The organism is Actinomadura fulvescens, assembly GCF_039533225.1.
Taxonomy (GTDB): domain Bacteria; phylum Actinomycetota; class Actinomycetes; order Streptosporangiales; family Streptosporangiaceae; genus Spirillospora; species Spirillospora fulvescens.
This window is the reverse complement of sequence record NZ_BAAATD010000004.1, coordinates 362,377-382,868: the sequence shown is the minus strand read 5'-3', so window position 1 is coordinate 382,868 and position 20,492 is coordinate 362,377. Positions and strand designations below refer to the sequence as shown.

Below are 20,492 nucleotides of genomic sequence, written 5' to 3'. Positions count from 1 at the left end.
TCTATTTTTTGACTAGGTGGTGGGTCATGTCCTACCTGCGGTACGTCGCGATCGGAGACAGCCAGTCCGAGGGCCTCATGGACGGTGACGAGCTGACGGGCTACCGGGGGTGGGCGGATCGTCTGGCCGAGCAGCTCGCGGCGGTCGAGCCCGCGGTGACCTACGCCAACCTGGCGGTCCGGGGCAAGCTCGCGGGCCAGGTCCGGGCCGAACAGCTGGCACCCGCGCTCGCGCTCCGGCCGGACCTCGTCTCGGTGATGGCGGGGATGAACGATCTGGTCCGGCCGGGCTTCGACGCGGCGGCGGTGACGGGCGAGCTGGAGGCGATGTTCGCGGCGCTGACGGGTGCGGGCGCCCAGGTGGTCACGTTCACCTTTCCCGACATCGCGAAGATCGCTCCGATCGTGGCGCGGCTGCGGCCCCGGGTGCTGGTGCTCAACGCGGGCATCAGGGCCGCGGCGCAGCGGCACGGGGTGATCGTCGTCGACACGTTCCCGCATGCCGTGACCTGCGACGCACGGATGTGGAGCTCCGACCGGATCCATGCCGCGCCGCTCGGGCACACCCTGATGGCCGCGGCCGCCGCCCACGCCCTCGGCCTGCCGGGCAGCGACGACTCCTGGACCAGGCCGCTCCCGCCCGCGCGGCCCGTCGGCACCCTGCGCCGCGTCGGCAGCGAGGCGGTCTGGGTCGGCGGCTTCCTCGGTCCGTGGGTGATGCGGCGGTTGCGCGGCCGGTCGTCCGGTGACGGCCGGGTGGCGAAGCGCCCGGATCTTCTCCCGGTGGCGAAGCACGAGGAATGACCGCGGCGCGGTCAGCCGGCACGGGCCTTGGCGATCGCCGCGGTGAAGTCGGTGAAACGTGCGCGTTCGGTCTCGGCGGGCGCCAGGACCAGGCGGGTGCCGACGTCTGAGACGGCGGCGCGCAGAGCCTTGGCGGCCTTTCTCGCGCGGCGGCGCCCCGCCAGCCAGGCCGCGGCCCGCGAGAGCAGCGCGATCACGATGCCCGCGAGGGCGCCGCCCAGCAGCAGCGCCGTGGGCCACGGCACCTCGCCGATCTCGGGAGTCGGCAGGTCGGGCAGCCGCAGGTAGCTCACCACGAACAGCGCCGCGAGCCAGAGCGCCCCGGCCACGAGCGCGGCGAAGACCAGCCATTGGAGGACGCCGACCACCGTCCACCAGCGGGGTCTCCTGGCCGCGCCCAGCGAGGTGGACGCCACGGCCTGGTCGAGGGCGTCGGCGAGCTGGTCGTTATGGGCTCGCGCGGCCTCCCGTACGGCTCGCGCCCACGGTTCGGGCACCCCCTCGGCGGCACCCGCGCCGACCTCGCGTACGGCGACGTCCATCTCGGACCGCTGAACGGGCGAGACGACCGGCAGGGACGTGCGTCCCTTCGTCCCGCCGCCGTCCAGCCGGAGGCGGCGCAACGGGTCCGGCCTGAACCGCCGCACCCACCGCGTGACCGGCCAGCCGGTCGCCACCACCGCGCGATGCCGGTGGGCCTTGGCGACCGCGTCCACCACCACCGGAACCCCGGCCGCCCGGGACAACGCCGCCGTGAGCGGTTCGCCGAGACGCTCCAGCGTTCTGCCAGGCCCCGCGTCGGCCTGCGTGCTCGCGGTCAGATCGGCGGCGGCGGCCAGCTCGTCGGCCGCGGTGCCGGCGTCGGCGGCCAGGCGGGCCGCCCAGGCCTGCCGCCGCGCCACCCGTTCGGCCAGCAGGTCGCGCAGCTCCGGCAGGCCCTCGCCGGTACGGGCCGAGACCGGCACGACCGGCACGCCGCTCAGGCCGTCCGCCTCCAGCAGGCCGCGCAGGTCGTCGAGGCAGCGCGCGACGGCCCGTTCCGGCAGCCGGTCGACCTGGTTGAGGACGACGACCATGACGTCCCGGTGCCGCGACAGCGGACGCAGATAGCGTTCGTGAACGGCCGCGTCCGCGTACTTCTGCGGATCGAGCACCCACACGAGCAGGTCGACCACGGCGACGAGCCGGTCCACCTCCAGGCGGTGCGCCGTCTCGATCGAGTCGTGGTCGGGCAGGTCGATGAGCACCAGCCCGGACAGCTCCGAGCCGTCGCCACTGTTCACGGTGTGGCGCCGTGGCACGTCCAGCCAGTCGAGCAGCGGCCCCGAGCCCTCCGGATCCCAGCGCGCGGCCTGCGCGTCCGACGTCGTCGGGCGGGTCACGCCCACGGCGGCGAGGTCCGTTCCGGAGATGGCGTTGAAGAGGGACGACTTCCCGCTGCCGGTGGCCCCGGCCAGCGCGGCGACGGTGTGCTCGACGGAGAGCTCGGCGCGTTTCCCAGCCTGCCGGACGACCGCCCGCGCCCGTTCGACGGCGGTCTCGGAGAGCCGTCCCTCCGCCAGCCCGGCCGCCGTGCCGAGCGCCGCCAGCCGTTCGTCGAGCGGAACGGAGCTCTTGCGCCTCAGCACCTTCATCGTGCCTCCCCGGTCGACGCCTCCGGCAGCTCCAGCCGGCGTTCGTGCACGGCGCGCGCGGCGGCCCGCAGGGCGTCCGGATCGGTGTCGGTCAGGCCGTCCAGCAGGACCGTGAAGCGCGACTCCTCCTCGTCGAACAGCTCCCGCACCCGGCGCCGCAGGTCGGCGCGGGCCCGTTCGGTGAGCCTGCGCACGGCCTGGTCGCCGAAGACCGCCTCCAGGACCTTCTGGCTGAGCACGGTGGTGCCGCCCGCGATGCCGATCTCGATGCCGGTCAGCCCGCCCGTCGAGGCGAACACGGCGAGCATGAGCATCAGGCCGAGCCCGTTCACGCCGAACGAGGCGGCCCGGGCGGTACCGCGCCGGTCGGCCCCCTCGGTCCGGACGAGCTCCAGGACGTACCCCTGCCACTCCCGTACGGCGATCTCCGCACGGCCGCGCAACTCCGGTGAGGCCCGCCCGAGCCGCCCCGCGGTCCGCACGCCCGACCGTTCGAGCAGATCCCGCCCGGCCGGAGTGGCCAGCCACGCCTCCACCGCCCGCTCGGCGGACCCGTCCGCGACGGCCCGGATCAGCGACTCGACGCCGCTCTCCAGCGCGGTGGCCAGTTCCCTGCCGGTCGCCGGGCGGCCTCTGACGGCCGCGACGACCCGGTCGCGCAGCCGTCCGATGCGCGACTCCAGCGCGCGCATCAGGTCGCCGGTGCCGATGAAGTCCTGCCAGCGCGCCAGCACCTCGCCGCGCAGCAGCGTGCCGTCGAGCATGCCCTCGTCGAACGCGGCCATCCCGGTGTCGTAGCTCTTGCGGGCGAGCACGCGCAGTTCCGTGGCGGCGTGCCGCTGCCGTTCGACGGCGTCGGCCAGCGCGGGCAGGCGCACGCCCAGGCTGTCGAGCGCGCCCGACAACGTCCGCCGCACGACCTCGGCCCGCGCCCGCGCGTCGGCCGACAGCTCCGCCAGCCAGTCCTTGACCGGCTGAACGGCCGACGGCGGCAGCCGGGTGCTCTCGGACGGCAGATCCAGTTCGGGCACCACGAACAACGGCGTCCCGCCGAGCCCGTTCTCCTCCAGCAGCCGCGCCAGATCGCCGCGCACCGGTCCGAGGGCGTCCCGCGGAACGCGCTGCAGGATCACTCCGAGCGCCGTGCTGCGTTCCCGGGCCGTACGCAGGAACGCCCAGGGCACCTCGTCGGCGTACCGTGCCGCCGTCGTCACGAACAGCCAGAGGTCGGCCGCCGCCAGCAGCTGGGCGGCCAGCTCCCGGTTGGCCGTCACGACCGAGTCGATGTCGGGCGCGTCGAGCAGCGCCAGCCCCGCCGGGACGTTCTCGGTCGTGACGACCTTCAGCGTGCCCGGTTCGCCGCGCCACCGCCCGGTCACGCGCGGCAGGCCCGGGAGCACGTGCGTCGCCAGGAACCAGCTCTCGTCGCCGGGATTGGCGACCAGCGTCGGCGCCAGCGTGGTCGGCCGCAGCACACCCGCCTCGGTCACGTCCTGCTCCGCCAGGGAATTGACGAGTGTGGACTTGCCCGCGCCGGTCGAGCCGCCCACCACCGCCAGCAGCGGCGCGTCGATGGCCGCCAGCCGCGGCAGCAGGTAGTCGTCCAGCTGGCCGGTGAGCTCCTTCAGCGCGCGGCGGTCGGCCGCGACATCACCGATCGCCAGCGGGAACAGGTCATGGTCGAGCAGCCGCCGCAACTCCCCCAGCGCCGCCGACAGCTCATCGGACACATCTGCGATCTTCCCCGCGCTCGCGCCCCGCAACGCCCGCTGACGCCACCTGCCGCCCATCAGGACTTCCCTTTAGGTCGCCTTGACCCCCTCCTTGCCCACCGTGGCGCGCAATATGACGAACTTCGGGTTGGCCGCCACGGTCGTGCAGTTGCCGAAGATCCGGCGAAGCTTCACGTGGTAGCCGAGGTGCCGGTTGCCGACGACCCAGAGTTCGCCGCCCGGGCGCAGGACCCTGCGGGCACCGGTGAACATGCGCCAAGCGGTCGCGTCGGTGGTCGCCTGGTGCGAGTGGAACGGCGGATTGTTGAGGACGAGATCGGCCGAGTCGGCGGGAACGGCGGAAACCCCGTCGCTCGCGAGGAACTCCGCCTTGCCCGCCCCGTTGGCGTTGTACGTGGCCTCGGCGGACGCGACGGCCTGGAACGACTCGTCCACGAAGAGCACCTCCGCGCGGGGGTGCGCGAGCGCGGCGGCCATGCCCACGACGCCGTTCCCGCAGCCCAGGTCGACGATGCGCGCGAAGCCGCCGCGTTCGGGCAGGTGCTGGAGGAAGAAGCGGGTACCGATGTCGAGCCGGTCGGCGCAGAAGATCCCGGCGTGGTTGACCACCGTGCGGCCCGACGCGGCGCCGATGCCGGAAGGCAGGGCGTAGGTGTGCGGCCAGGGGCTGGGGCTCCTCGGGAGGCCCGGGTCGGGCGTGCTGAAGATGAGCCGTGCCTTCTTGACCGCCAGCGAGGTGCGGGTCGGGCCGATGAGCTTCTCGAAGAGCCGCAGGGTCGAGGTGTGGATCTCCTTGACCATGCCCGTGCCGACGACCACCGTCCGGTCGTGGACGCCGGGCGCCAGGCGGTGCAGCTGGTCCTCCAGCAGCGCCAGGCTCTTGGGCACCCGGACCAGCAGCACGTCGACGCGTTCGGGCGGCGTGTCCCGGGTGGTCAGGAGCCGCACCGCGTCCGCGCCGTTGCGCTCCAGGTTGGCCCTGGTGGCCGACTGCGCGAGGAAGGAGTCGGTGATCTGGGTGGGACGGAACGCGGCCAGCGCGGTGGCCAGCGCGCCCCAGCGGTCACCGACCACGACGACCGCGCCCGAGAGGTCGACCCGTTCGTCGTCCAGGTGCCGGAGCAGGTACTCGTCGGAGGCGTCCCAGGCCCGCAGGCCGTCCCGCGGATTGTCCGGGAAGCGCGCGAGCGCGAGCTCGCCCCAGGTCGTCGCCAGCTGATCCATAGCCTGACCAGGCTAACGGCCCCCTCGTCCGGCGCGTTGCGGGGCCGCTCGGCCCTTCACCCGCCCGCCCCGCGTGTCTACGGTGTGATCAAGACGGTCGTCACCGATCCGGAAGGCCCCCATGACCGAGCACAGCGCTTCCCCCTCGAACGCCATGGGCGCGATGGACATCACCAGGCCGCACCAGGCCCGGCTCTGGAACCACTGGCTGGGCGGCAAGGACAACTACCCGGTCGACCGCGAGGTCGGGGACAAGATCATGGAGGTGTTCCCCGAGATCGCCGACATCGCCCGGCACTCCCGGGCGTTCCTCGTCCGCGTGGTGCACTATCTGACCGCGCAGGGCGTCCGCCAGTTCCTGGACATCGGCACCGGCCTCCCCGCCGTCGACAACACCCACGAGGTGGCGCAGCGCGACGCCCCGGAGTCCCGCGTCGTCTACGTCGACAACGACCCGCTGGTGGTGGCGCACGCCCGCGCCCTGCTGACCAGCTCCAACGCCGAGGGTTCCTGCGCCTACGTCGAGGCCGACATCCGCGACCCACAGGCGATCATCGAACGGGCCGCCGCGGAACTCGACTTCGGCCGTCCCATCGCCCTCATGCTGCTCGGCATCGTCGGCAACGTGCCCGACGAGGACGACCCGCCCGCCGTGGTCCGCACGCTGGTCGACGCGCTGCCCTCGGGCAGCTACGTGGTCATCAACGACGGCACCAACGTGCTCGGCGTGAACGAGTGGACGCCCGCCGAGGCCACGGCCCGCGGCGAGGCCCTGCGCCTGTGCGCCGACGCCGGAACGGTGCCCTACCACGCCCGCACCCCCGAATACATCGAGGCTCTGTTCAAGGGCCTGGAGCTCGCCCCGCCCGGAGTCGTCTCCACCTCGCTGTGGCGTCCCGACTTCCCGGAAGTGGGCGAGCCCGAACCGATCGACTCGTTCGGCGGCGTGGCCCGCAAGCCCTGAGCGCGCGATCGACGCCGCGGTTCGAACGTGCCCCGCCCGGCCGCCGTGATCCGAGCGATCACGGCGGCCCGTCACTGGCCGGGCCAGACCCGGTCCAGGAACCCGGCGATGAGCGGGGCGATGTCGGCGAGGTTCTCCTCCAGGGCGAAGTGCCCGGTCTCGAAGACGTGGAGTTCCGCGTCGGGCACGTCCCGCAGGTAGGCGTGCGCGCCCGGTTCGGGGAAGAACGGGTCGTTGCCGCCCCAGGTGATGAGCGTCGCCGGGCTGTGCTCGCGCAGCCACTCGTGCCACCGCTCGTACAGGGCGACGTTGGAGTGGTAGTCGAAGGCCAGGGCGACCTGGGCCTCCTTTCGTCCGGGCAGGTCGAGGAAGTGCTGGTCAAGGGTCCAGCCGTCGGGCGCGACCATGCCCGGGTCACTCGTTCCGGTCTCGTACTGCCCGCGCGTCCCCTCCAACGTCAGCAGGGCACGGATCGTCTCCTCGGCCCCTTCGTCTTCCGGCCGCAGGGCGATGAAGTCGCGCGCGCCGTCCGACAGGCCCTCCTCGTACGCGTTGCCGTTCTGCACGACGAGGCCCGCGATCCATTCGGGATGCCGGGTGGCGAGCCGGAAACCGACCGGGGCGCCGAAGTCGAAGACGTACATCACGAAACGCGTCACCCCGATCGCCTCGACGAATCCCTCGATGACATCGGCGAGGCGGTCGAAGCCGTAGCCGAAGTCCGCGGGGGCATCGGTGTGCCCGAACCCGGGATAGTCGGGGGCGATCAGGCGGTACCGCGCGCCGAGCACGTCGATCAGGCGGCGGAACTGGTGCGAGGCGGACGGGAAGCCGTGGAGCAGCAACATCACGGGCGCGTCGTCACGGGCCGGCCGCGACTCCCGGTAGAAGACGTTCACCCCGTCGACCTCGACGTGGCGGTGGACTGTGCGGGCGACCATCGGGAACGTCATGTCACATGCCTCTCTCCAGTGAAGATGCATTAGATCTACGGGATCGACTTCTAATGTGTCAACCCCGACATATAGCATTAGGTCATGGGCGACCCCACACCGCTGACCGGCGAGCCGCTGGCACTGGACCTGGTCAACACCCGTCCTGCCACAGGTGACCTGCTCGACACTCCGGCCCGGCTGAAGGCCTGGTTGGCGCTCCAGGCGGACCGGCTCCCGGCCGAGGAGGCGGAGGCGGAGGTCACCGAGGCCGACGTCGCCGCCGTTCAGGCCGTACGCGAGCAGGTCGCGGCGGCCGTGCACGCCGTCCTGCATGATCGACCCCCGCCCGCCAAGGCACTGCGAAGGCTGAACGACGCGCAACGCGCGGCCCCCGCCGTCCAGGAGCTGGCGTGGAACGGGACGAAGGTCGTCGCGGCACCGCGCCGCGAAGGCCCCCCGGGCACCCGGCTGGCGGCGGTCCTGGCCGAGGCGGCGGCCGGCCTGCTGACCGATCCCGCGATCGGCACGGTACGCCGGTGCGAGGCCGAGGACTGCGTGATGGTCTTCCTCCCCGCCCATCCGCGCCGCCGCTGGTGCTCTCCCACCCGGTGCGGCAACCGCGCGCGCGTGGCCCGCTACTACCAGCGACGCAAGACGACGGACCGTGACGAAGAGGTATAGACCATGTTGGAACTGGGGCGGGGTATCGGAGAAGATCTCTCCCTATCGCGGTGTTAGACAGCCGCTTGGGATTTCTTCGGCCGCGCAGGCCGCCGCAGGAGGACAGCACCGAAGATGAGCAACTCTCTGGCCAACCCCCGCCGTACCAAGCTCGACGCCTGGCCGTCCCGCCAGGTGGACCAGGAACCGGCGCAGGACGACCAGTCCACCGGAGCCGTCACGGCCAAGCCGGAAGGCGATTCCGAGTAAACAGGTGTTCCTGAAGCCCGTCCGGCACGTCCGGGCGGGCTTCAGTCGTCTCCGGCCAAGCCTCCGGCTAGTCGGGCAGCTTGAGGTCTTCGCGGGCCCGGTCGAGGTCGTCCTTCCAGATCCACAGGCGCCGGGACGGCGGCACCTCGTGGTAGCCGAACTCCCCCACCACGCGAAGGTCGCGCAGGTCCACGCAGATCCGCTGAAAGGCGTTCTCGACGGCCGCCTTGGCGCTCTTGAGCTTCTGCTCGCCGAGTTTGACGCAGGCGCGGTACTCGTACGCCGGCAGCAGGTTCTCGCCGAACTCCGCCCACGCGCCGCGCCGCTCGCTCCACGCCGTTTCCGCGTCCTGAAGGAGCAGCCGCAGGTCGGCGTCCTTCGGGATGGACGGGTAGATGAGGAACATCGCCCCCCAGCCCGCGGCCACCATGTCCAGGTTGAACGTGCGCCGGTCCGGATCGCCACGCGGCGGCACGGGGTCTCCGTCTCCGCCGAACCACGGCGCGAGGTAGGCCAGCAGCCGCCCGTACCGGTCGATGAGCTCCCCGGTGGGGATCACCGCGCTCCGGCGGCGGGTACCGCCCGGCTTGGTGAGCCTGCGTTCGAGCAGTTCCTCGAAGAACGTGCTGGCCCGGTCGCCCGCGGCGATGTGCCGTTCGGCCGCGTCGGGGGTGAGCCGCGACACCAGATGGTCTCGCAGCCCGGCCGGTATCAGCTCCTTGAACGTTCCGTCGGTGAGCCGCGTGCGCGTCCGGTCGAGCTTGAGCTGGGCGGTCGTCGGCAGGCCCGCGTATCCCGCCTTCTCCGGGGTGTCGACCGACACCATGCGGATCGGCTGCTCCACCACCGGGGTGTCGCCGTCGGACGAGCGGATCAGCCGCCGCGGAACGGCCGGCCGGACGACCCTGGGAAAGTCGAAGCCGGGCATGTCCACCCCCTGGGGACGATGGCGCGTGGCCTTAGTTTTGCACTACATGCACCTCTCGCCCCGATATTGACCAGATGAGGGCATTTGGGACGGCACAGTAAGTCCACGCCCCCGCCGCTCCCGAACCCCGACCCCGACCCCGAAAAGGCGGACGACTGATGCTGCGCGACATGCAAGAGCTGACCCAGCGCCTCTGGCCCTCCCGCTGGCACATCGGCGACCTGGCCTGGATCTGGTTTCAGCACACCGGAAGGGAGGCGACGTGCCGTACCGCACTGTGGGAACGAGAAGGACGGACGGCCGCCTGGGCCTGGGCGAACCTCCCCGAGGGCTCGCTCGACCTCCAGCTCGACCCTGCCCATCCCGAGCTCGCAGGCGAGATCCTGGCGTGGTTCGCCGAGACCGGCGGACGGACGGTCACGGTGCTGGACGACGAGACGGCCATGATCGAGGCCCTGCTCCGCCACGGCTACCAGGAGCAGACCGGGAGACCGTTCTTCATCCACCTGTCCCGCTCACTCGCCGACCCGCTGCCCGAGCCCGCGGTACCCGACGGCTACCTGCTCCGTTCCGTACGGTCGGAGGACGACGCCGAGGCCCGCGCCGCCGCCCACCGCGCCGCGTTCACCCTTCCCGGCGGCCCGCCCTCCAAGGTCACCACCGAGAGCTACCGCGACATCATGCGCGCCTGGCCCTACCGGTCCGAGCTCGACTGGTTCGTGACGGCTCCCGGTGGCACGCCCGCCGCGTTCTGCCTGGTCTGGCTGGACGAACGCAACAAGGTCGCCATCCTCGAACCAGTGGGCACCGACCCGGGTCACCGTCGGCTGGGGCTCGCCGGCGCCGCCATCCTCGCGGCCCTGCGCACCGCCCGCGAGCTTGGCGCCGAAAGCGCACGCGTCTGCGCCCGCGGCGACGACGCCTACCCGTCGGCCCGCGCCACGTACATGTCGGTGGGGTTCCGCCCCTACGCACGCAACCGCACCTTCGTCCGCCCCGAAACCACGTGACACATATGGCCCCCGCAGTCTCCGTGCGCGGCGGCGGCAGCGTCCGTTTAGTCCTGCTGGAGGGAACGACGGGCGGATAGCCCGAGCCTCTGGGTCATGAGGGTGGAGGTGGAAAGGTCGTCTTTTCTTTGTATGCTGTACGGAGTTAACTGCTCCAGGGAGGCTTCACGTGACCCAGTTCGACGCCGGAACCGAGTTCGACCGCCAGGTGCGGACCCTGATCGAAAAGGGCTTCGGGGAGCTGGCCGGGCTGAGCGCCGACGCGTACGCCGACCTGCTCGCCCCGCTGCGCGCGACCGTGACCGACCGGGCCGCCGGAATGGAGGCGCCCACGGAGGGCCGCGTACCGTTCGTCCTGGTGATCACCCGCGAACTCGCCCCGATCGAGCGGGCCGTTCCGCTGCTCACCCTCGGCGGCCGCAAGCGCAAGCCAGGGATCATCGACCGCCACTACGCCGAAGGCGACCTCGTCCGGTTCGTTCCGGCCAAGGAGGTCGAGCTGCCTGACGCCCGTGCGTACGTGCTCTTCGACGTCGACCGCGGCGAGGAGTTCTGCGGCGCGATCCCGAACGACGCGATGGCGACGATCGCCGGGCGCGGGCGGACCCCGCTGACGATGGAGGAGGGCATCGCGCTGGTCACGCAGTACCCGGCCGCGCTCGCCAAGAACAAGTGCTTCTCGCTCGGCGGCTCGCGCTGCGGCGACCGGCGCGTTCCCGCCATCTGGATCAGCGAGAACGCGCCCAAGCTGGGCTGGTGCTGGGCGGGCAACCCGCACACCTGGCTCGGCATGGCCTCAGCGGCGGACCGCGCCGGTTCGCTGGGCTAGCGACTTTCTACTCCGGACGGCCGGCGGGCGGCCAGGATGGCGGCGACGACGGGAAAGACCGCCACGACCGTGAGCGTTCGCGGGAGGCTCATCGACTCCGACAACGTCCCGGCGATCGCCGAACCGGCGCCGCCGCCCACGAAGAACGTGAGGTTGAGGAGCCCCATCCCGGCCCCGCGCAGCGGCGGGGGAAGGCGCGCCGACAGGTCGCCCGTGATGACGACCTGCGTGACGGCGAACGCGGCGAGGCACAGGGACGCCGCGACCACCGGCGGCCACGGACCGCCCTTGCCCGTCGCCGCCACGGCCAGCGCGACGGCGGCCGCGAACGCGGTGGCCGACAGCAGCCTGCGGGCGTTCCGCGCGCCGAGCAGGCCCGCGCGCCGCGACAGCACCGCGCCCACCACGGCGCCCGGCAGCAGCGCGACACCGATGGTCAGCACGCTCCACCCGAAGGTCCCCGCCAAGATCTGCGGTACGACGTACATCGTGGCGAAGAGCCCGCCGAAGACGCCGACGCCGATGGCCGCCGCGACGCCGTACGCCGCGTCGCCGGCCACCGAACGCGGCACGAACCCGTCCGGCCGCCGCACGACCCACCACACCAGCGCCATCACCGCGGCGGCGAGCAGTACGGCGAGCGCGCCGACGACCGGGGCCGCGAGGTCGAGCGTCCGTGCCTGGATCAGCACCAGCAACGTGCTCGCGGTCACCGTCAGCACCGCGGCGCCGGTGACGTCCACGGCCCGGCCCGACCCGGGCCGTACGGCCAGCCGCAGGCAGAAAGGCACGGCGAGCAGCGACAACACCGGCAGCACGACCGTGATCCGCCAGCTCAGCCACGTCGTCACCGCGCCGCCGACCAGCGTGGCTCCGGCGGCGAAAGCCGCCATCACCCCGCCGAACCCGGCGAGCACCCGTGGCCGCAGCGCGGGCTCGACCCCCGCGAGCAGGGCCATCCCCCCGGCCGCCGTCGCGCCCGACCCGGCCGCCAGGACCAGCCTGCCCGCGACGAGCACCTCAAGGCTCTGCGCGCCGGCGCACACGATCGCGCCGATGGCTAGCACGACGGACCCGACGAGCAGTGCCGCCCGCACACCCCAGGAGTCGGCGAGGCGACCGAAGACGGCCGTGCCGACGCCCAGCGCCAGCGCGTGCGCGGTGAGCACCCACGCGACCTCGGCCGGCCCGGCGTGGAGAGCGGCGGCGATCTCCGGCAGCGCCACGGCCGCCGCCGTGACGCCGAACACCGACGGGCCGAACAGCCCGCCCAGCCGCAACGCCGTCGAGACGGCCCCGACAGCTCCAACGCCCCCGGCGTTCCCGGAACGTTCGGCGACGGCGGTCACCGTGCCCTCCTCGAAGTCCACGCGGCCGCGTCCTGGAAGTACACGTCGTAACGCTCCTGCTCGGCCAGCAGTCCCTCGAACGTCTCCAGCCCGTACTGGATGCGGCCAAGGCGCCGGAAGTACTCGAACCGTTCGACACCCGGCGTGAGGATCACCACCAGTTCGGCACCCGTCCCCGGCACCGCGCCGAACGCGTGCGGCAACCTCGGCGGCACCACCACCAGACCGCCCCGGGCCACGGTCGTCATCCGCTCACCCAGGAGAAACTCCATCTCGCCTTCCAGCACATAGAAGATCTCCGTGGAAAGCGCGTGGTAGTGCGGCTTGGCGCCGTCCCTTCCCGGACCCAGCGTGAGCCGGTTCATGCTCACCGCACCGCCGGTGTGGCTCGCGTCGGCGAGCAATGTGAACGCACCGCCCTCAGGGAGGCCGACGACCTCCGCGGCCTCGTCCTCGATGACGAGGGCCCTGTTCTGGTACGACGTGGTATCTGACATGTGTTCGACCCCTTTTCGGCTTCACGGTCCATTCGAGCCCGGGAAGAAGCCGGGAACCAGAAGCGGTTATCACCTGCAGTCATCACGAATCGAGATGAATCGAGGAGCCGGTGGAGCTGCGCCAGCTGAAGTACTTCGTCGCGGTCGCCGAGGAGGGCGGCTTCGGCCGCGCCGCCGACCGCCTCAACATCGTGCAGTCGGCCGTCAGCCAGCAGATCCGCCGCCTCGAACGTGAGCTCGGCGTGCCGCTGTTCGACCGTTCGACCCGGCACGTGAACCTCTCGGGCCCGGGCGAACGCCTCCTCCCCGAGGCCCGCGCGGTGCTCGCCGCCGCGCACCGCACCCGCCAGGTCGCGGCCGACATCCGGGCCGGCGCCGACGGCGTCCTGCGCCTCGGTACCGTGCACGGCCCCGGCGACCGGATCTACCGGACCCTCAACCGGCTCGCCGCGCTCGCCCCGCGCCTCCAGGTCCGCCCGCGCCGCCTGCCCCTGGCCGACCGGCTGACCGCCGTCCGTTCCGGCGAGCTCGACGCCGCCCTGGTCCGCGCGCTCTCCGCCGCGCCCGGCCTCGAACTCCTGCCGGTCTGGACGGACCGGCTGTACGTGGCGCTGCCCGCCGGCCACCCCTTGGCGAGCCGTCCCGAGCTCTGCCTCGAAGACCTGGCGGACCTCCCGCTCCGGCTCGCGCCGCGCGAGGACAACCCGCCCTTCCACGACCTGATCACCGACGCCTGCCGCGCCGCCGGGGTCTCACCGCCCAACGGCCCGCCGTTCACCACGTTCCAGGAGACCCTGACGGACGTCGGTGTCGGCGAGCCGTCGTGGACCGTCTTCTACGAGGTGGCGGGCCTGCCCGACATCCCCCGGGTCGCCTACCGGCCCCTGGCCGGGCCATCCCTGGTCACCTCGCTCGCCGTACCGCCCGGGCCGCCGACCCCGGCACTGCGCCACCTCCTGGAGGCCCTGTCAGATCCGGCCTAGCCCTCACGCCGCCACGACTCGTCAGTCGTCAGAGTCTCCAAGGATTTCTTCGCGGGGGATGGCGTAGAGGGTCTGGAGGGCTCGAAGGAACGCCTGCCGGTCGGTTTCGGGCAGGCGTTGCAGGAGGCGGTTTTCGCGTTCCTGGATTCCGGCTCGGATCGCGTCGCGCACGCGCCGGCCCTCCGGCGTGAGCGAGAGCAGGTGGGCGCGCCGGTCGGCCGGGTCGGGCTCGCGGCGGATCAGACCGCGTTCCTGAAGGCGGTCCAGGACACCGATGATGCGGGTCTTGTCGGCTCCGATGGCCTGGGCGAGTGCGCTCTGGTTGCGAACGGGACGTTCGTCCAAGGAGTGCAGCACCGCGTACGCCCACATCGACACGCCATGGGCCGCGAGCACCGGCTCTTCGGCCGCCATCAGGGTGCGCCCGAGCGGAATCATCATCGCCGCCAGGTCGGGTCGTTCGTCGTTCACGGCATAAAGATACGCTCCGACAAACAATAAGCTTGTGCCTATCATGTGCAGGTGCGTACGATTGAGGCATGACAGACATCAGGGACCTCGATCGCCAGGCCGTGCGGACGAGCGTGGACATCGTCTCCGCGCTGACCGGCGCCGACCTCGACCGTCCGACACCGTGCGAGAGCTGGACGGTGAGCGAGCTGCTCGCGCACATGACCGTCCAGCACCACGGTTTCGCCGCCGCCGCGCACGGCGAAGGCGGCGACCTCGCCAAATGGGCCGTCCAGCCGCTCGCCGCCGACCCCGTGCAGGCCTATGCCGAAGCCGCCGAAACCGTCATCGCCGCCTTCGCCGAGCCGGGAGCGCTCGACCGCAGGTTCACGCTCGCCGAGTTCGAGGGGGCCTCCTTCCCCGCGCCGATGGCGATGAGCTTCCACTTCATCGACTACGTGGTCCACGGCTGGGACATGGCGCGGGCCCTCGACCTCCCGTTCGAACTCGCCGACGACCTCGCCGAGCCCGCTCTCAAGATCGCCCTTGCGGTCCCGGACGACGAGCGGCGCCGCCGGCCAGATGCGCCCTTCCGGCCCGCCCTCTCCACCGATCAGGAGAGTCCGCTCGACCGCATCCTCACGCACCTGGGCCGGTCACCCGCCTGGTAGGGAAATTCGCGTAACGCCTGACGCGGGAAGCGCCTCGGAAGAACGACACCGAGAGGAGAACGCCATGAAGCACCAGGGCCAGCGCCGCGTTCAGATCCGCCGGCGCCCCGTCACCCGCCGCCACCGCCACGACACGCTCGACACGCGAACACCCTCAGGCCGCAGACTGCCCTACTGACACCAAGCCGTGGTTAAGCCGGACGCGTCCCTCCTGGGATCGGCGTTCATCTCAGGAGGATCACGGCCACCGGTAGCCGGCGCCCTCGGAGGGCACGTGGTACGGCAGGTAGCACATGGTCGTCACATGCTCGTCCTTGCAGGTCAGGCAGAGGTACGTGCGATGCCCCCACAGCCCTCTGCCCCGCTCGGCGCACGGCGGGCAGACGCACGGGGACCAGCCGACGATGACGCGTCCCGGCTTGAGCGGATGCCCCTGCGGGCACAGGAACGGCACATGATCGCGATCGTGTCCCGCCCGTTCGGTCTGCACGAGGCCCCACTGTACTCGAACACATGATCGACAAAAAACCCCGGCCCGGCGCTACTCCGCGGTGTCCGGGCGGCCGACCAGGCGGTCGAGCACCTCCCGTGCGGTCGGGCGGAGCGCGGGGTCCTTGGCCAGGCACGCGGCGAACAGGCCGCGCAGCGGCTCCTCGATGCCGCCGAGCTCCGGCTCGTGATGGGCGATCCGGTTGAGCACGACCGGGATGGACTCGTTGCCGAACGGGGGAAGCCCCGTCGCGGCGAACACCATCGTGGCCCCCCACGCGAACACGTCCACCGGCGGGCCGAGCTCGCCGGGTTCGAGCTGTTCGGGGGCCATGTACGCGGGGGTGCCGACGACCTTGCTGGCCATGGTCCGCGATCCGGTCAGGGCACGCGAGATACCGAAATCGATCACCCTCGGCCCGTCCGTGCCCAGCAGCACGTTGTGCGGGGTGAGGTCACGGTGCACCACTCCGGCGTCGTGCAACGCGACCAGCGCCGTCGCGATGGCGATCGCGAGCCGGTCCAGGGCGCCGCCCGATCGCGGCCCGTCCTCGGCCACCACCTGGGAGAGCGGCGGCCCGTCGACGTACTCGCTCACGATGAAGTGCCGGTCGCCGAGCGTCCCCCAGTCCAGGACCTGGGCGGTGCAGAAGCGCGCGACGTGCCTGACCATTTCGAGCTCCCGGCCGAAGGTCTCCGGTGCGGTGCGGTCGCCCTCGGCCGGGGCGTGGAACAGCTTGACCGCGACGTGCTCGCCGGTGACCTCGGACCGGCCGAGGTAGACCACGCCCTGCCCGCCCTCGCCGAGCCTGCCGAGCAGCCGGTGCGCGCCGAGCCGTTCGGGGTCGGCGGGCTGGAGGGGACCGGCGGAAGGCATGGTCGTTCTCAGTGATCGCGCTTGGTCACCAGATGGGCGAGGGCGCGCAGCTCGGCGCCCGCCTGGAGAACGGGGGTGGCGGCGTCCAGTTCGGTGAGGGCCTCGGTGAGGGCCTGCTCGGCCCGGCGGATCGTCCAGGCCCGGCCGCCGGCGACCTCGATGAGGCCGGCGGCCAGGGCGGCCTCGTCGTGGGTCAGGGGACGGCTCCGATGGTAGAGCGAGGCCAGCTCGGTCCCGGCGGGAGTGCCGGAGGTCAGCGCGGCGACGACGGGCAGGGACTTCTTGCGGTTGAAGAGATCGGAATGCACGGGTTTGCCGGTGGTGGCGGGATCGCCCCAGATGCCGAGGAGGTCGTCGACGAGCTGGAACGCCAGCCCGAGGCGCTCGCCGAACCGCCGCAGCCGCTCGATCTGGTCGGACGTGCCCTCCCCGTAGGTGGCGCCGAGGGCACAGGACGCGCCCAGGAGGGCGGCGGTCTTGCGCTCGGCCATGTCGATGCACTCGGGGAGGCCGACGTCGGTGCGGCGTTCGAACTCCATGTCCAGGCTCTGCCCCTCCACGACCTGCACCACGGCCCGCGAGAGGCGGGCGACGGCGCGCATGCAGGCGGGATGGGCGTCGGCGGCGAGGAGCTCGAACGCGAACGCCAGCATGGCGTCACCGCCCAGGATCGCCGCGTTGGTGCCGAAGACGCGCCAGGCGGTCGCGCGGTGCCGGCGGGTGTGGTCACCGTCCATCACGTCGTCGTGCAGGAGCGAGAAGTTGTGCGCCAGCTCGACCGCGAGGGCGGCCGGCATGGCGGTGGCGGCGGCACCGCCGACCGCCTCGGCGGCGAGCAGGGCCAGCGCCGGCCGGATGGTCTTGCCACCGCCCGACCGGGTCGGCCTGCCCTCCGCGTCCTCCCAGCCGAAGTGGTAGGCGGCGATCCGCCGCATGCCGCCGGGCAGCTCGGCGATCGCCTCGCGGAGCGCGGGTTCGACCAGACAGCGGCTCCAGGCGAGCACCTCGGTCGCGCTCCTGGCGGACACGCTCTCCTCCCGTGCGGCGGTCATCGTCGTGCGACCTCCACGTTCTCCAGGACGCCGAGGGCGTCGGGGACCAGTACGGCCACGGAGTAGTAGGCGCTGACGAGGTAGGAGAGGATCGCCTTCTCGTCGATGCCGGTGAACCGGACCGACAGGCCCGGCCGGACCTCGCCCGGGATCCCGGTGCGGTGCAGGCCGATGACGCCGCTGGCGTCCTCGCCGGTGCGCATCGCCAGGATCGAGGTGGTGCCGGCGGAGCTGATCGGCACCTTGTCGCTCGGCAGGAACGGCACGCCGCGCCAGGCGTGCACGCGCCGCCCGTCCACCTCGGTCGTGGCCGGGTAGACGCCGCGCCGGCTGCACTCGCGGCCGAACGCGGCGATGGTGCGCGGATGGGCGAGGAACAGCTTCGTCCCCCGGCGCCGGCAGAGCAGGTCGTCCAGGTCGTCGGGCGTCGGCGGGCCGCCCCGGGTCTGGATGCGGTGCTTGAGGTCGGCGTTGTGGAGGAGCCCGAACTCGCGGTTGTTGAGCAGCTCGCTCTCCTGCCGCTCGCGCACCGCCTCGATGGTCAGCCGGAGCTGCTGCTCCAGCTGGTTCATCGGGCCGTTGTAGATGTCGGCGACCCGGGTGTGCACGCGCAGGAGGGTCTGCGTCACGCCGAGCTCGTACTCCCTGGGGGCCGGCTCGTAGTCGACGAAGGTGGCCGGGATCTCTGCCTCGCCCTCGTGCCCGGCCGCCAGGTCGATCGCCGCCTCACCGTGCCGGTTGCGCGGGCGGCCCGGGGCCGACCGGAACGCCTCCAGATGCGCGTTCAGGGTCTCGCTGCGCCCGACGAGCTCGGCGATCGCCTCGGCGGGCAACGCCAGCACCGTGCACGAGGTGAGCGCTCTGAGGCCGAAGTCCCAGTCGCGCGGCGGGTCGGCGCCCGGCGGATGCGCCAGCAGCTCCGCGCCGGCGAACTCGCCGTCGGCCAGCACCGCCAGCCGCGTCTCGCCGCCGTACTCACCCTTGCCCAGCTTGGCGACCTTGCCGTGCGCGATCAGGACGACCTCGTCGGCCGGCAGCCCGGCCTCGACGAGCAGGTCGCCGGGCCGGTACTCGCGCTGGACGAACCGGTCGGCCAGCGCCTCCAGCGTCTCGTCGTCGTCCAGGCCGCGCAGCGGCGGCAGCTCCCGCAGCTCCTGCGGGATCACCCGCACCTCGGCACCGGTCGAGATGAACGTCACGCGCCCGTCGCCGAGCCGGTAGGTCAGCCGCCGGTTGACCCGGTAGGCGCTCTTGGTCTGGACCCACGGGAGCATCCGCAGCAGCCAGCGCGGCGAGATCTCCCGCATCTGCGGGACGGACTTGGTCGTGGTCGCGAGATTGCGCGCCGCCTTCGTACTGAGGCTCAGCCGCCGCGCGCCGTCCGGCTGGTCGGCGCCGTCCGGCTGCCGGGCGCCCTCAGGCACGGCCGCCGCCCTGAGCGATCTCGACGCTGTCCAGGATGCCGAGCGCGTCCGGAACCAGGACGGCGGCGGAGTAGTAGGCGCTGACCAGGTACGAGATGAGCGCCTTCTCGTCGATGCTCATGAACCGCACCGACAGGCTCGGCTGGAACTCGTCCGGGATGCCCGTCTGGTGCAGGCCGATCACGCCCTGCGCGGACTCGCCGGTGCGCATCAGCATGATCGAGCTGGTCCGGGACTCGCTGATCGGGATCTTGTTGCACGGGTAGATGGGGATGCCGCGCCAGGCCGGCAGCCGGTGCCCCTGGGTCTCGACCGAGTCGGGGTAGACGCCGCGCCGGTTGCACTCGCGGCCGAACGCGGCGATCGTCTGCGGGTGGGCCAGGAAGAACGCCGGGTCCTTCCACACCATGGACACCAACTCGTCCATGTCGTCGGGGGTCGGCGGGCCGGTACGGGTATGGATGCGCTGGGAGAGGTCGGCGTTGTGCAGCAGCCCGAACTCGCGGTTGTTGACGAGCTCGTCCTCCTGGCGCTCGCGCAGCGCCTCGATGGTCAGCCGCAGCTGCTGCTCGACCTGGTCCATCGGCTCGTTGTAGAGGTCGGCGACGCGCGAGTGCACCCGCAGGACGGTCTGCGCCACGCTCAGCTCGTACTCGCGCGGCGCCGCCTCGTAGTCGACGTACGTGGCGGGCAGGTCGGGCTCGCCCTCATGCCCGGACGCGAGCTCGATGGCGGCCTCGCCGTGCTGGTTCTGCGACCGCTCCGGATGGCTGCGAAAATTCTCCAGATGGGCTTGCAATTCCGCGGACTGGTCGGCCAGCTCGCGAAACTGCGCCGCGGGCATGACGAGCAGAGTGCAGGCCGTCACCGCGCGCAGAGAACGGTCCCATTCGCGGCTGGTCTCGACCAATGCCTCCTGCCCGAAAAAGGAGCCGTTCGCGAGCACGCGCAGCACGGTCTCGTCGCCGTACTCGCCCCGCCCCACCTCGTTGAGCTTGCCGTGCGCGACGAGGTAGACGCGGTCGACGGGGCCGCCCTCCTCGACGATCACGTCGCCGGGGCGGTACTCGCGCTGCTCGAACCGCTCGGCCACCGCCGCCAGCACGTCCTCCTCCTCGAAGCCGCGCAGCGCCGGGAGCTCGCCCAGCTCACGCGGGATGACCTGGATGTCGGCGCCGGTGTTGACGAACGTGATGCGCCCATCCCCGACCGTGTAGGTGAGCCGCCGGTTGACGCGGTACGCGCCGCCCGACGCCTGGACCCAGGGCAGGAGCCTCAGCAGCCACCGGGAGGAGATGGCCTGCATCTGGGGAACGGACTTGGTCGTCGTCGCGAGATTGCGCGCCGCCTTCGTACCGAGGCTCAGCTCGTGCTCCGCCACGATCCACACCACCAATCGATTTATTCGTGTCGGCCGGGGTAGCCGAATCGAGGAAATGAGAAAGCGATAGGAGGGACCCGGAAAGGGCGCCGGATTTCCGGACCGCACTCCTTCCAGTGATTCGCTCGCGCTCAGAAGTGAGATTACATAGCGTAGTCATCTGATCGCAATATGAGACTTGCCTTACCTTCTCATTACCTTGTGCAACCTTCGCGCTACCCTCGGCGTACACGGCCGGGCGCGTCAGGGCTACATCGGCAGGCCGGTTCCCGGACGAACGGTGTACACCCGAGTCGCGGGGTGAGCGGTTGACGGTGCCATCTCGGGGC

The 20,492-nt window shown here is 71.9% G+C and carries 21 protein-coding genes; 8 read left to right on the top strand and 13 right to left on the bottom strand.

The window, feature by feature from the left end; genetic code table 11:
- The first annotated feature begins 26 nt into the window (after positions 1–26).
- Positions 27–803, top strand: coding sequence for an SGNH/GDSL hydrolase family protein (locus ABD333_RS17570; protein ID WP_344542158.1), 777 nt, complete (start codon positions 27–29; stop codon positions 801–803).
- Between the two features lie 11 nt (positions 804–814).
- On the opposite strand, the gene ABD333_RS17565 is transcribed toward ABD333_RS17570, so the two are convergent.
- The 3 genes from ABD333_RS17565 to ABD333_RS17555 form a co-directional block, all read right to left on the bottom strand.
- Positions 815–2,437: a YfjP family GTPase gene (locus ABD333_RS17565; protein ID WP_344542157.1), complete on the bottom strand. Its 1,623-nt coding sequence runs from the start codon at positions 2,435–2,437 to the stop codon at positions 815–817.
- Complete coding sequence (locus ABD333_RS17560) at positions 2,434–4,167, bottom strand: GTPase family protein (protein WP_344542156.1); 1,734 nt, start codon at positions 4,165–4,167, stop codon at positions 2,434–2,436. The genes ABD333_RS17565 and ABD333_RS17560 overlap by 4 nt, the downstream gene beginning before the upstream one ends.
- 72 nt (positions 4,168–4,239) lie before the next feature.
- Positions 4,240–5,394 carry a methyltransferase gene (locus tag ABD333_RS17555; protein WP_344542155.1) on the bottom strand — a complete coding sequence of 385 codons (1,155 nt, stop codon included), beginning with the start codon at positions 5,392–5,394 and terminating at the stop codon, positions 4,240–4,242.
- Positions 5,395–5,515: 121 nt separating this feature from the next.
- Between ABD333_RS17555 and ABD333_RS17550 the strand changes: the two genes are divergently transcribed.
- Positions 5,516–6,358 (top strand): SAM-dependent methyltransferase, encoded by an 843-nt coding sequence (locus ABD333_RS17550; protein ID WP_344542154.1) that lies wholly within the window; start codon positions 5,516–5,518, stop codon positions 6,356–6,358.
- Between the two features lie 71 nt (positions 6,359–6,429).
- Here the strand turns inward: ABD333_RS17550 and ABD333_RS17545 are convergent, their stop codons facing one another.
- Entirely contained in the window at positions 6,430–7,311 is an 882-nt protein-coding gene (locus ABD333_RS17545; RefSeq protein ID WP_344542153.1) for an alpha/beta fold hydrolase, read from the bottom strand.
- A gap of 84 nt (positions 7,312–7,395) precedes the next feature.
- Here ABD333_RS17545 and ABD333_RS17540 point away from each other — a divergent pair, with 84 nt between their 5' ends.
- Positions 7,396–7,974: a CGNR zinc finger domain-containing protein gene (locus ABD333_RS17540; protein ID WP_344542152.1), complete on the top strand. Its 579-nt coding sequence runs from the start codon at positions 7,396–7,398 to the stop codon at positions 7,972–7,974.
- A gap of 114 nt (positions 7,975–8,088) precedes the next feature.
- Entirely contained in the window at positions 8,089–8,223 is a 135-nt protein-coding gene (locus ABD333_RS17535; RefSeq protein WP_344542151.1) for a hypothetical protein, read from the top strand.
- 67 nt (positions 8,224–8,290) lie between these two features.
- Here the strand turns inward: ABD333_RS17535 and ABD333_RS17530 are convergent, their stop codons facing one another.
- Complete coding sequence (locus ABD333_RS17530; RefSeq protein WP_344542150.1) at positions 8,291–9,151, bottom strand: thermonuclease family protein; 861 nt, start codon at positions 9,149–9,151, stop codon at positions 8,291–8,293.
- A gap of 170 nt (positions 9,152–9,321) precedes the next feature.
- Here ABD333_RS17530 and ABD333_RS17525 point away from each other — a divergent pair, with 170 nt between their 5' ends.
- Complete coding sequence (locus ABD333_RS17525; RefSeq protein ID WP_344542149.1) at positions 9,322–10,161, top strand: GNAT family N-acetyltransferase; 840 nt, start codon at positions 9,322–9,324, stop codon at positions 10,159–10,161.
- 169 nt (positions 10,162–10,330) lie between these two features.
- Complete coding sequence (locus ABD333_RS17520) at positions 10,331–10,990, top strand: DUF5701 family protein (RefSeq protein WP_344542148.1); 660 nt, start codon at positions 10,331–10,333, stop codon at positions 10,988–10,990.
- On the opposite strand, the gene ABD333_RS17515 is transcribed toward ABD333_RS17520, so the two are convergent.
- Positions 10,987–12,360, bottom strand: a complete 1,374-nt coding sequence (locus ABD333_RS17515; protein WP_344542147.1) for an MFS transporter — start codon at positions 12,358–12,360, stop codon at positions 10,987–10,989. The two genes, ABD333_RS17520 and ABD333_RS17515, sit on opposite strands and share 4 nt — an antisense overlap.
- Positions 12,336–12,836, bottom strand: coding sequence for a cupin domain-containing protein (locus tag ABD333_RS17510; RefSeq protein ID WP_344542145.1), 501 nt, complete (start codon positions 12,834–12,836; stop codon positions 12,336–12,338). Before ABD333_RS17510 ends, ABD333_RS17515 begins: the two co-directional genes overlap by 25 nt.
- A gap of 110 nt (positions 12,837–12,946) precedes the next feature.
- Between ABD333_RS17510 and ABD333_RS17505 the strand changes: the two genes are divergently transcribed.
- Positions 12,947–13,819 carry a LysR family transcriptional regulator gene (locus ABD333_RS17505; protein ID WP_344542143.1) on the top strand — a complete coding sequence of 291 codons (873 nt, stop codon included), beginning with the start codon at positions 12,947–12,949 and terminating at the stop codon, positions 13,817–13,819.
- A 21-nt stretch (positions 13,820–13,840) separates the two neighbouring features.
- Here ABD333_RS17505 and ABD333_RS17500 read toward each other — a convergent pair whose 3' ends face one another.
- The gene (locus ABD333_RS17500; RefSeq protein WP_344542141.1) at positions 13,841–14,290 is read right to left on the bottom strand and encodes a MarR family winged helix-turn-helix transcriptional regulator; all 450 of its coding nucleotides are present in this window, start codon (positions 14,288–14,290) and stop codon (positions 13,841–13,843) included.
- Between the two features lie 68 nt (positions 14,291–14,358).
- Here ABD333_RS17500 and ABD333_RS17495 point away from each other — a divergent pair, with 68 nt between their 5' ends.
- Positions 14,359–14,940: a TIGR03086 family metal-binding protein gene (locus ABD333_RS17495; protein WP_344542139.1), complete on the top strand. Its 582-nt coding sequence runs from the start codon at positions 14,359–14,361 to the stop codon at positions 14,938–14,940.
- 238 nt (positions 14,941–15,178) lie between these two features.
- On the opposite strand, the gene ABD333_RS17490 is transcribed toward ABD333_RS17495, so the two are convergent.
- The 5 genes from ABD333_RS17490 to ABD333_RS17470 are packed head-to-tail and all read right to left on the bottom strand — an operon-like array spanning position 15,179 to position 20,163.
- A complete protein-coding gene (locus ABD333_RS17490) occupies positions 15,179–15,430 on the bottom strand; it encodes a hypothetical protein (protein WP_344542137.1) in 252 nt (83 codons plus the stop codon).
- A 51-nt stretch (positions 15,431–15,481) separates the two neighbouring features.
- Positions 15,482–16,306 (bottom strand): serine/threonine-protein kinase, encoded by an 825-nt coding sequence (locus ABD333_RS17485; protein WP_344542135.1) that lies wholly within the window; start codon positions 16,304–16,306, stop codon positions 15,482–15,484.
- A gap of 8 nt (positions 16,307–16,314) precedes the next feature.
- Positions 16,315–17,358: a family 2 encapsulin nanocompartment cargo protein polyprenyl transferase gene (locus ABD333_RS17480; protein WP_344542133.1), complete on the bottom strand. Its 1,044-nt coding sequence runs from the start codon at positions 17,356–17,358 to the stop codon at positions 16,315–16,317.
- Positions 17,355–18,782, bottom strand: coding sequence for a family 2B encapsulin nanocompartment shell protein (locus ABD333_RS17475; RefSeq protein WP_344542131.1), 1,428 nt, complete (start codon positions 18,780–18,782; stop codon positions 17,355–17,357). The genes ABD333_RS17480 and ABD333_RS17475 overlap by 4 nt, the downstream gene beginning before the upstream one ends.
- Positions 18,775–20,163 carry a family 2B encapsulin nanocompartment shell protein gene (locus ABD333_RS17470; RefSeq protein ID WP_344542129.1) on the bottom strand — a complete coding sequence of 463 codons (1,389 nt, stop codon included), beginning with the start codon at positions 20,161–20,163 and terminating at the stop codon, positions 18,775–18,777. The genes ABD333_RS17475 and ABD333_RS17470 overlap by 8 nt, the downstream gene beginning before the upstream one ends.
- Positions 20,164–20,492 lie beyond the last annotated feature (329 nt).

Excerpts from the sequence above, each read along its gene's own strand:
- ABD333_RS17545 (WP_344542153.1), bottom strand. The coding sequence starts at position 7,311 with ATGACGTTCCCGATGGTCGCCCGCACAGTCCACCGCCACGTCGAGGTC.
- ABD333_RS17480 (WP_344542133.1), bottom strand. The coding sequence starts at position 17,358 with ATGACCGCCGCACGGGAGGAGAGCGTGTCCGCCAGGAGCGCGACCGAG.
- ABD333_RS17540 (WP_344542152.1), top strand. The coding sequence starts at position 7,396 with ATGGGCGACCCCACACCGCTGACCGGCGAGCCGCTGGCACTGGACCTG.
- ABD333_RS17535 (WP_344542151.1), top strand. The coding sequence starts at position 8,089 with ATGAGCAACTCTCTGGCCAACCCCCGCCGTACCAAGCTCGACGCCTGG.
- ABD333_RS17565 (WP_344542157.1), bottom strand. The coding sequence starts at position 2,437 with ATGAAGGTGCTGAGGCGCAAGAGCTCCGTTCCGCTCGACGAACGGCTG.
- ABD333_RS17485 (WP_344542135.1), bottom strand. The coding sequence starts at position 16,306 with ATGCCTTCCGCCGGTCCCCTCCAGCCCGCCGACCCCGAACGGCTCGGC.
- ABD333_RS17510 (WP_344542145.1), bottom strand. The coding sequence starts at position 12,836 with ATGTCAGATACCACGTCGTACCAGAACAGGGCCCTCGTCATCGAGGAC.
- ABD333_RS17525 (WP_344542149.1), top strand. The coding sequence starts at position 9,322 with ATGCAAGAGCTGACCCAGCGCCTCTGGCCCTCCCGCTGGCACATCGGC.
- ABD333_RS17550 (WP_344542154.1), top strand. The coding sequence starts at position 5,516 with ATGACCGAGCACAGCGCTTCCCCCTCGAACGCCATGGGCGCGATGGAC.
- ABD333_RS17555 (WP_344542155.1), bottom strand. The coding sequence starts at position 5,394 with ATGGATCAGCTGGCGACGACCTGGGGCGAGCTCGCGCTCGCGCGCTTC.
- ABD333_RS17530 (WP_344542150.1), bottom strand. The coding sequence starts at position 9,151 with ATGCCCGGCTTCGACTTTCCCAGGGTCGTCCGGCCGGCCGTTCCGCGG.
- ABD333_RS17495 (WP_344542139.1), top strand. The coding sequence starts at position 14,359 with ATGACAGACATCAGGGACCTCGATCGCCAGGCCGTGCGGACGAGCGTG.
- ABD333_RS17570 (WP_344542158.1), top strand. The coding sequence starts at position 27 with ATGTCCTACCTGCGGTACGTCGCGATCGGAGACAGCCAGTCCGAGGGC.